Source organism: Synechocystis sp. LEGE 06083 (genome assembly GCF_015207725.1).
GTDB classification, from domain to species: Bacteria; Cyanobacteriota; Cyanobacteriia; order Cyanobacteriales; family Microcystaceae; genus Synechocystis; species Synechocystis salina.
The window spans coordinates 1-8,128 of record NZ_JADEWJ010000178.1; the positions used below are offsets into that span (position 1 = coordinate 1).

Consider the following 8,128-nt stretch of genomic DNA (forward strand, 5'->3'; position numbering starts at 1 on the left):
CTTTGTCCCAGGCTTATTTTCTCTTTGGCTCCGGTTATGGGGCTCCACCATCGGGCAAAAAGTGCTCTGGACTCCCAGCATACAAATCCTAGACCGGGGGATGTTACACATTGGCAACCAGGTGATATTTGGTCATCAAGTTACCTTCGTGGGCCACGCCATCAAACCAAAACAACATAATCTCCTGCTTTACGTTGACCGGATCACCGTCGGCAATAATGTTTTCATCAGTGCGGAGGTAGGCCTTAGCCCCGGAGTGGCGATCGCCGATGGCAGTTACATTCCCTTTGGCAAAAAGATTTTTCCACGGCAAAAGGTTGGACCCGAAAACTAAATCACACCGGGCTAGCGGGGGAAACGGGTCATCAAAGCCTGCACCTGTTCCGCATGGTAGGAACTGCGGGTCAAAGGGGAAGCCACCACCTGCAAAAAGCCAATGGACTCACCGTAAACTCGCCAAGCATCAAATTGTTCCGGAGTGACAAATTCCTTAACCCCCAAATGTTTTTGGCTAGGTTGTAGATACTGACCAATGGTTAAAATATCGCAGTCCACCCCTCGTAGATCTTCCATCACCTGTCGTACTTCGGCGTCCGTTTCCCCCAGCCCCACCATAATGCCGGATTTGGTGTAAACCTTGGGTAAAATTTGCTTAGCTTGGTTAAATAGCTCTAAGGACTGGCCATAATCCGCCTGGGGTCGCACCCGTTTATAAAGTCTGGGTACTGTTTCCATATTGTGATTTAACACTTCTGGAGCCGCCTCCAATAATGTTGCCAAAGCCGCCCAATTGCCGCATAGATCCGGAATTAAAACCTCAATGGTGGTGCCTGGGGAAATCCTGCGAGTTGCTTCAAGACAACCCACAAATTGGGAAGCTCCTCCATCGGGTAAATCATCCCGATTAACCGCGGTAATCACCACATGCTTGAGATTTAGCCTTTTCACCGCGGCCGCTAATCTTTCCGGTTCCGTCGGGTCGAGGGGCTGGGGTCGCTTTTCAAAGTCGATGTCACAATAGGGGCAAGCCCTTGTGCAAGCAGGGCCCATAATCAAAAATGTAGCCGTCCCGGCCTGGAAACACTCGCCAATGTTGGGACAGGAAGCTTCTTCACATACGGTGTTTAATTGCAAATCCCGTAGAATATCCTTAACACTGCCCACCCTCTGCCATTGGGGCGCTTTGACTCGGAGCCAATCCGGTTTGACGGTCACGTCCAATCTCTCCTGCTATGGGAGATCCGATTGTACCAAAAATTCCTAACAGCCTTTCTCCGCACCTGGGGGACAAGGGAAGATTTCTGCTCCACCGACCCAGGCAAACGGGGAAATTTAGATTGACGGCTGAAAACTTTGTTCCATCTCTCCATTCATGGTCAAGGTCCGAAACCCTAAAACTACTTGGGTTTGCCGGTAAATTTAGCTCCCAGGATAAAGTTGGCAAACCAACCCTAAAAGTTAGAATGGTTGACGGACAAGGTTTTCCCCATACCGCCATGACACAAGCCAATGCTGATCCCTGTTTTGAAACCGGACATATTTGCCCCATTCAGCATGTGGTGGATTTACTGGACAATAAATGGTCCATTTTGGTGTTGCGAGAACTGTTCAAGGGACAACGACGCACGGGGCAGTTGTTGGATGCTTTGCCCGGTTGCAGTACCAAAACCCTGACCCTAAGACTTAGGCAACTGGAAACCCATGGCATCATCAATCGGGATGTGTATCCAGAAATCCCCCCCAGGGTGGAGTATTCCCTCACTGCTAGAGGTAGGGAAATTCAGCCAGTGCTGATTGCCATGCACAAACTGGGCTCCGACTGGCTAGAGCAAGAATCCTGTGAATGCAGTATTGTGACCGGCGAGGGGGCCAACTGATACCCCCTGCAAGGTTTTCTCTCTGGGGTCAACTCTGCACTATGACCAGAGTTTCTGCTTGGCTCCGCTGTTGCATCAACTCAATCTTCCCACTCTAACCATGACCAAACGCAATTCTTTTGGCCTTGGGCATGGCTAGGAGCCAGGGAGATGGCAATCCTGGTTAGACCCAACCTAGACAAACCTAGATGCTTGTGGCCCAAGCAAATGCCAGACTGGCGATCGCCGTTGCCGGGAACTCAACAGCCGCTAGGATATTAAAAAGCCCATTTGCTTAATCTTGTTGAGAGTGCATCGCCATGAATCTAGTCAGCCTCGAAAATTTTTTAGACAATACTGCCTTCCTTGTGCTTTTGCTGACCATGTTCGCCTACTGGGTGGCGGTGGTGTTTCCCAAACCATGGTTAATGCAGGGGGCCAGTGGAGCCATGGCGATCGCCAATTTGACCATTACGGCCCTGTTGGGGGCTCGGTGGCTAGAGGCGGGCTATTTTCCCATTAGCAATCTTTACGAATCCCTATTTTTCCTGGCCTGGGGCATTACGGCGGTCCATTTCATTGCTGAGCGCATGAGCCAAAGCCGTTTTGTCGGGGCAGTCACCAGTCCGATCGCCTTGGGTATTGTGGCCTTTGCCACCTTGACCTTGCCGGTGGATATGCAACAGTCTGCTCCCCTGGTACCGGCGCTAAAATCCAACTGGTTGATGATGCACGTCAGTGTGATGATGGTCAGCTATGCCACCCTCATGGTGGGCTCCCTATTGGCGATCGCCTTTTTGTTTGTCACCAGGGGTCAGGCAGTGGAGCTCCGGGGTAGTTCCGTTGGTACGGGGGGGTTCCGGCAAGGATTGGTGAAAGGCAATAACCTCAATGCAGTGAGTGGTCTAAGTCCTGCCCTGGAAGGGGTAAACAGTAACTCTGGCAATGTGGCGGTGCTGGAAAAAACCGCTGCCGTTCCCACCATCACCCTTTCTCCCCAACGACTTACCCTGGCGGATACTTTAGACAATATTAGTTACCGCATTATTGGTCTAGGCTTTCCCCTCCTCACCATTGGCATTATTGCCGGAGCCGTATGGGCCAACGAAGCTTGGGGTTCTTACTGGAGTTGGGATCCCAAGGAAACCTGGGCCCTAATCACCTGGTTAGTGTTTGCCGCCTATCTCCATGCCCGCATCACCAAAGGTTGGCAGGGCCGCAAACCCGCTATTTTGGCCGCCAGCGGTTTTACGGTGGTCTGGATTTGTTACCTGGGCGTCAATTTATTGGGTAAAGGTCTCCATTCCTACGGTTGGTTTTTGTAATTCTTTTACAACCTAGGGTTGCTATCCAAAAACCTATAGGGCAGTGGAAACGCTGACACCTTTACCGGCCGCTCTTGCAATTCAAATATTTACTCAGGGATGTGTGCAAGCACATCTTTTTTATGCTGAAAGTTGCGGCCAGAAGTGGAATTTCGGCAATCCCACCAACATCTTTCCTGGAAACCGAATCTAGCCTAGGAGGGGAAATTTTAAGATGGAACCATCAAAGGTTAATCAATCCCTCCCATACATTAGGAGTTAACATTATGTCTCTCATTCTTTACAATCCCCTGCGGGAAATGGATAGCTTCCAACGGCAAATGAATCAACTGTTTGATGAAGTTTTTGTGCCTTCGGAACGCCAAGAATTTAGCCCTAAAGCAGAATTAACTGAAACCGAAGAAGCCTATGTGCTCAAGCTCGAATTACCCGGCATCAGCCCCGATAATTTAGACATCCAAGCCACCAGGGATGCGGTGACCGTCAGCGGCGATCGCCAGGATACCCACAGCACGGAAAAAGATGGTGTGCGGCGTACCGAGTTTCACTATGGCAGTTTCCACCGAGTCATTCCTGTACCCGGGGCCATCCAAAATTCAGAAGTTAAAGCAAACTATGATGCCGGTATCTTAACTCTCACTTTACCCAAAGTGGAAGAAGCAAAAAATAAAGTAGTGAAAGTTCAATTGTCTTAATAGTCCCATCTCCCTGGCTGGGGCAGTCACCATTTGAAATTTGTCAAACCTCCTTTCCTTAGGGATTGGAGGGATTTTTTTGTTTCTTTGTAAGAACATAATTAATGAAGTTATTGTTTATTAATTAAATCGATTAAGTTAATAAAATTAATTTTTCTTAACTTAAAATTTGTCTTGTTTTAAATATTTAGATATTATCCAAGGGACTTGTTAGCCTTAATTTTTAATAGAAAATGTTCAGATCAGAAATTTTTCTGGAACTTCCAATAATCACCAAGGCAGCACCATTGCTTGGTCAAATTTCCGGTGACATGCCAAATATTGCCGGAGTAGCCGGAGAAAATCTAACGGAATCTCTCATTGGCTTGGGTAAAGCCCTGGTAATCCTAATTGTCGGCTGGCTGGTGGCCAATATCTGCCGGAGTATCACCACCAAAGCATTCCAAAAAACCCATTTGGACAATATCCTTGCCGCTAAATTTCTCGATAGCGACGAAGCTAAAACTCCCCCCGTGGAGCGATGGCTGGGGGACTTTGCTTTTTGGATTGTGCTCCTATTTACCCTAGTAGCTTTTTTTAATGCTCTGGATCTAGAAGCAGTATCGGAACCCCTGAACGGCCTACTTGAGCAAATTACTGTTTTCTTCCCCAGAATTATTGGGGCTTTAATTTTGGGTGCCTTAGCCTGGGCGATCGCCACCTTGGTGAAGCTTGTTTCCAGCAAAGCCCTGGGGGAATCGGGTTTATCCCAAAAACTGGGTCTGACATCCGAGGACGATGACTCAGAACAAGCCAGCAACGCCGCCAATAACCTGGGGGAAACCATCGGCAATGCCCTGTACTGGTTTATTTTTCTATTGTTCCTACCTTCAATTCTCAACACCTTGGGATTACAGGGAACTTTAGAGCCAGTGCAGGGATTGTTAGACCAAATCCTGCTGGTACTGCCCAACGTCCTCGGCGCAGTCATTATCGGCACCGTGGGCTGGGTGGTGGCTAAAATTGTCAGTCAAGTGGTCACTAATTTGGCCGATGGCATCGGCATTGATAGCTTAGGGGAGCGTTTCGGACTGCGGGGAGGAGAAGGTCGCCAAAATTTGGCCGATATTCTCGGTGTTTTTGTCTATGTATTAATCTTGATTCCGGTGGCCATCACGGCCCTAGACGCCCTGCAAATTAACGCCATTTCTGAGCCAGCTACGGCTATGCTTGACCAGGTAATGGCTTTATTACCGAAACTTTTTGCCGCCAGTGTGGTGATGGTTTTAGCCTTTGTGGCGGGTCAGTACGTTGCCAACTTAGTTAGTAGCCTGTTGAGTTCCATTGGTTTTGACAATCTCTTTGAACTGCTTGGCTTTGATCTCAATAGCACCCAAGAGTCCATTGACCAATCCGTTGAAGTAGATGGGGAACCCAAGGTAAACCTTCCCTCCGGGGTGGCGTTGAAAACTCCCTCCCAGTTGGGGGGCATCATTGTCCTGGTGGGCATCATGTTAGTGGCGACCCTGACGGCGGTGGATATTCTGCAAATTGCCGCCCTCACCACGGTGATGGGGGTTATTCTCCAGGTGGCGGCCCAGGTGTTAATTGGCTTGGTGATTTTCACCTTTGGTCTCTATCTGGCCAATTTGGCGTTTAAGTTAATTACCAGCACCGGCACCCATCAATCCCGCTTACTTGGCCACACCGCCCGTATTGCTATTTTGGTATTGGTTTCGGCCATGGCTCTGCAACAAATGGGCATTGCCCCCAATATTGTTAATTTGGCTTTTGGTCTTTTGACTGGTGGTATTGCCGTGGCGATCGCCTTAGCGTTTGGGCTTGGGGGTCGAGAAGTGGCCGGGGAAAAACTTCGCCAATGGCTGGATTCCTTTGATGAAGAGAAATAGAGCCACATTACCAAATCAATATTTCCCCAGTCCCCGTTAAATAATGATGGGGGCTTTTTCTTAGCCAAAGGCTTCTACTTTTTGTAAAAATTCCTGGGTTAACTTGATAAAAGCCTTAGACCCCGCTGTATTGGGCATGGAAGTAACCACCGGCATAAAACTATCCACCGCCTTGGCCACATTGACATCCATGGGGATGGACTGCTGAAAAAGTTGTCCCGGGGTGAAATCCGTTTGCACCCGCCGCATTACTTGGTTATAGTAACGACTCATCAAGCCGCCACCGGAGAGGATGAATACCACTCCAATTAGGTTGATGTTCAGGGGATCATCGGACGCTTTATGGCTTTCTTTCAGTTTTTCAATTCTTCTTTCTAGTAACTGCATCCCCACCACCGATAAAGGTTCCGGGCGGGCTGGCAATAAATAAAAATCACTGGCCGCAATGCCACTGCGGGTCAGCAGATTATAACCAGGGGCACAGTCGAGGATGACAAAATCGTATTCCTCCAGCACTGGCGCTAACATTTCCTTGATCAACGTCCCCTCAAACTTATTCCACACCGTCTCAAAGTTCGGATTTTCCGTGGCGATCGCCGCTTGGTGAAGCTTTTCCGAAACCAGGTATTCATCGTAAAGTTCAATGTCTCCAGGTAGTAGTTCCAAACCCTCAATCTGACAGATTTCTGGGCAGATAATATCGAAAATATCTAATTTACTGTAGGGATTGGGCTGGATAGCATTACCCAACAAATAACTGAGGGTTTTCCCTTTTTTGCGAATGCCAGCAAAATCATGGGGCGCCATCAAACTGAGGGTAGCACTAATTTGGGAATCCAAGTCCAGCACCAAAACCCGTTTTTGAAAATATTTAGCTAGGCAGGTGGCCAAGTTAACGGTCAAAGTGGTCTTGCCAACTCCTCCCTTCATATTGACGGTGCTGATGATTTTGGCCATGGGCAATAAGAGTAATGAAAAACTTTGGCAATGGTACAGGCAAGGGGAACCATGGTAGGTAGCCCTTCTAGCAGACAGGGCCCTCCCGGTCCGAGGTTCCAGCCCAGCAATCAAATAAAAAATCAATGGATTTCATTGATCCCATAGGTGGAAGCTATGCCAAGCCGAGCCGCCATAAAGACGATAAAGTTGGACTAAACCTTGGCCAATGGCTGTTTGGCGTGCCATGGACAACCCTTAAGCAAATGTTAAGAAGTCCTCACTTAACTCGGTAAACCTTGACATAATTTTGCAAAAACGTAAAAATGGATACAGAAAGTAAATCGTTCATCTTCTCTTTTTGAAGAAGACGGAAGTAGGGATATATTCCTGAAGGAACGCGCCTCCTCTACCTTCAACAACAATTAGGAGCGCACTATGCAATTAAGTTACCGTGGAGTCAGTTACGACTACAATCCCCCCAAAGTGGAAACCGAAGTTTTGGGGCTGGCCGGCAGTTACCGTGGTTTGGACTATCGTTTCCGTCGCACCACCGCCAAAAACGTCATTCAACCTAACGTCAATCTAACCTACCGGGGAGTTTCCTTTAACCCCGCTCGGGATTTGCAGCCCGAACTGTACACTGCCACCAAAAAAGTGGAAGTTGCTGCGGCCCCCAGCCAAATTTCTTTCCAGGACCGGGTCCGGGCCCGTCTGCACAGCAAAACCCAGGCCATTAAAAAACGCCAGCAATCTTTGTTGGTACGTTTAGCTGAGGAAATTGGTTTGAACACCGACCAAGCTGTCAACAGTGCTGTCCGCATCCAAGGTAAAGTTTTGGCTAATTTTTGTTCCGACTATGCCAGTCAAGGCGTGGCCATGAGCTAGTTTAATTTGACTTTCGGGGCCCAAGTTAGTTACTCTTACCTACTAATTAGTCGCCTCAATTATTCTATTTCCCCCTTGGGCACTGCGCTTGGGGGAATTGTTTTGCCAAGTTACTCATTCATGTTGCGATAGGTAGCCACGGCGGAGGGAGAAATACCGTTCAAATAACGGAAGATCCAATATTTAAAGACTGTGTCTAAAATTACCGGAAAAGTAGCAATGAAAAGAAAGTTAAAATCTTGATTTTCCGGCAAACCAAAATGACGGGCAATACTAGCCAAAATCACTTCCCAACCGTGGGGAGAGTGGAAACCAACAAACATATCCGTAAAGAGAATAATCAAAAATGCCTTAGCTGAGTCGCTCAAGCCATAGACAATTTCGTCAATAAATTCTTTTAAAACTTCGATTTCCCGTTGACTATTAATCAAAACAACCGAAAAGGCCACCAGGGAAAAAATATCAGCAAAAATGTTGGCGATCGCATTAGTGCTAACCTGGCGGTAGGTTTCGGAAATTTCCTTGGCTTTTTCCGCTAG

7 protein-coding genes, 2 pseudogenes and 1 riboswitch are annotated in these 8,128 nt (G+C 48.0%); of the genes and pseudogenes, 6 read left to right on the plus strand and 3 right to left on the minus strand.

What is annotated here, in order from left to right; genetic code table 11:
• Positions 1-334, plus strand: a pseudogene (locus tag IQ219_RS13365) (acyl transferase); the annotation flags it as partial.
• Positions 335-345: 11 nt separating this feature from the next.
• Here IQ219_RS13365 and lipA read toward each other — a convergent pair.
• The gene (lipA, locus tag IQ219_RS13370; RefSeq protein ID WP_190598301.1) at positions 346-1,215 is read right to left on the minus strand and encodes a lipoyl synthase; all 870 of its coding nucleotides are present in this window, start codon (positions 1,213-1,215) and stop codon (positions 346-348) included.
• A gap of 248 nt (positions 1,216-1,463) precedes the next feature.
• Between lipA and IQ219_RS13375 the strand changes: the two genes are divergently transcribed.
• From IQ219_RS13375 to IQ219_RS13390, 4 genes are all read left to right on the plus strand, one after another.
• Positions 1,464-1,877 carry a winged helix-turn-helix transcriptional regulator gene (locus tag IQ219_RS13375; protein WP_190598302.1) on the plus strand — a complete coding sequence of 138 codons (414 nt, stop codon included), beginning with the start codon at positions 1,464-1,466 and terminating at the stop codon, positions 1,875-1,877.
• Between the two features lie 299 nt (positions 1,878-2,176).
• The gene (gene ccsB / locus IQ219_RS13380; RefSeq protein ID WP_194072934.1) at positions 2,177-3,181 is read left to right on the plus strand and encodes a c-type cytochrome biogenesis protein CcsB; all 1,005 of its coding nucleotides are present in this window, start codon (positions 2,177-2,179) and stop codon (positions 3,179-3,181) included.
• A 266-nt stretch (positions 3,182-3,447) separates the two neighbouring features.
• Positions 3,448-3,876 (plus strand): Hsp20/alpha crystallin family protein, encoded by a 429-nt coding sequence (locus tag IQ219_RS13385; RefSeq protein ID WP_194072935.1) that lies wholly within the window; start codon positions 3,448-3,450, stop codon positions 3,874-3,876.
• Between the two features lie 233 nt (positions 3,877-4,109).
• The gene (locus tag IQ219_RS13390; protein ID WP_228017073.1) at positions 4,110-5,765 is read left to right on the plus strand and encodes a mechanosensitive ion channel; all 1,656 of its coding nucleotides are present in this window, start codon (positions 4,110-4,112) and stop codon (positions 5,763-5,765) included.
• Positions 5,766-5,825: 60 nt separating this feature from the next.
• On the opposite strand, the gene IQ219_RS13395 is transcribed toward IQ219_RS13390, so the two are convergent.
• Positions 5,826-6,722 carry a ParA family protein gene (locus IQ219_RS13395; protein ID WP_190597158.1) on the minus strand — a complete coding sequence of 299 codons (897 nt, stop codon included), beginning with the start codon at positions 6,720-6,722 and terminating at the stop codon, positions 5,826-5,828.
• 322 nt (positions 6,723-7,044) lie between these two features.
• A riboswitch (Glutamine riboswitch) is annotated at positions 7,045-7,106 on the plus strand.
• 33 nt (positions 7,107-7,139) lie between these two features.
• Here IQ219_RS13395 and IQ219_RS13400 point away from each other — a divergent pair.
• Positions 7,140-7,589, plus strand: a complete 450-nt coding sequence (locus IQ219_RS13400; RefSeq protein WP_194072936.1) for a DUF4278 domain-containing protein — start codon at positions 7,140-7,142, stop codon at positions 7,587-7,589.
• A 110-nt stretch (positions 7,590-7,699) separates the two neighbouring features.
• Here IQ219_RS13400 and IQ219_RS13405 read toward each other — a convergent pair.
• A pseudogene (locus IQ219_RS13405) lies at positions 7,700-8,128 on the minus strand (proton extrusion protein PcxA); the annotation flags it as partial.

Bases quoted from the DNA above. Each gene is read 5' to 3' on its own strand.
- IQ219_RS13395 (WP_190597158.1), bottom strand. From the start codon at position 6,722: ATGGCCAAAATCATCAGCACCGTCAATATGAAGGGAGGAGTTGGCAAG.
- ccsB (WP_194072934.1), top strand. From the start codon at position 2,177: ATGAATCTAGTCAGCCTCGAAAATTTTTTAGACAATACTGCCTTCCTT.
- IQ219_RS13400 (WP_194072936.1), top strand. From the start codon at position 7,140: ATGCAATTAAGTTACCGTGGAGTCAGTTACGACTACAATCCCCCCAAA.
- IQ219_RS13390 (WP_228017073.1), top strand. From the start codon at position 4,110: ATGTTCAGATCAGAAATTTTTCTGGAACTTCCAATAATCACCAAGGCA.
- IQ219_RS13385 (WP_194072935.1), top strand. From the start codon at position 3,448: ATGTCTCTCATTCTTTACAATCCCCTGCGGGAAATGGATAGCTTCCAA.
- IQ219_RS13375 (WP_190598302.1), top strand. From the start codon at position 1,464: ATGGTTGACGGACAAGGTTTTCCCCATACCGCCATGACACAAGCCAAT.